Raw genomic sequence first — 246 nt, forward strand, 5'->3', positions numbered from 1 at the left:
AATTTAAAAAGTTTGTAGAAGAAGCAAAGAACTATGGAGGATATGATGTCATGATCGATGGAGCATGTTCGCCAGAGAAAATAGAAATGTTGTCTAAAATAGGAGTTAAGGGATTTATTTTAGGAACAAGTGCTTTATTTGGAAAAGGAAGAAGTTATCAAGAAACCATCGAAAAATTAAGAGGATTATAAAAATGAAAATAGGAATTGGAAATGATCATGTAGCAGTAGAATACAAAAAAGAAAT

1 pseudogene is annotated in these 246 nt (G+C 30.1%); it reads left to right on the top strand.

The features are described 5' to 3' along the window. Positions 1-191, top strand: a pseudogene (locus tag HUU89_RS14580) (ribulose phosphate epimerase); the annotation flags it as partial. Positions 192-246 lie beyond the last annotated feature (55 nt).

The sequence above is a fragment of the Faecalibacillus sp. H12 genome (assembly GCF_013361255.1).
In the GTDB taxonomy this organism is placed as follows: domain Bacteria; phylum Bacillota_I; class Bacilli_A; order Erysipelotrichales; family Coprobacillaceae; genus Faecalibacillus; species Faecalibacillus intestinalis.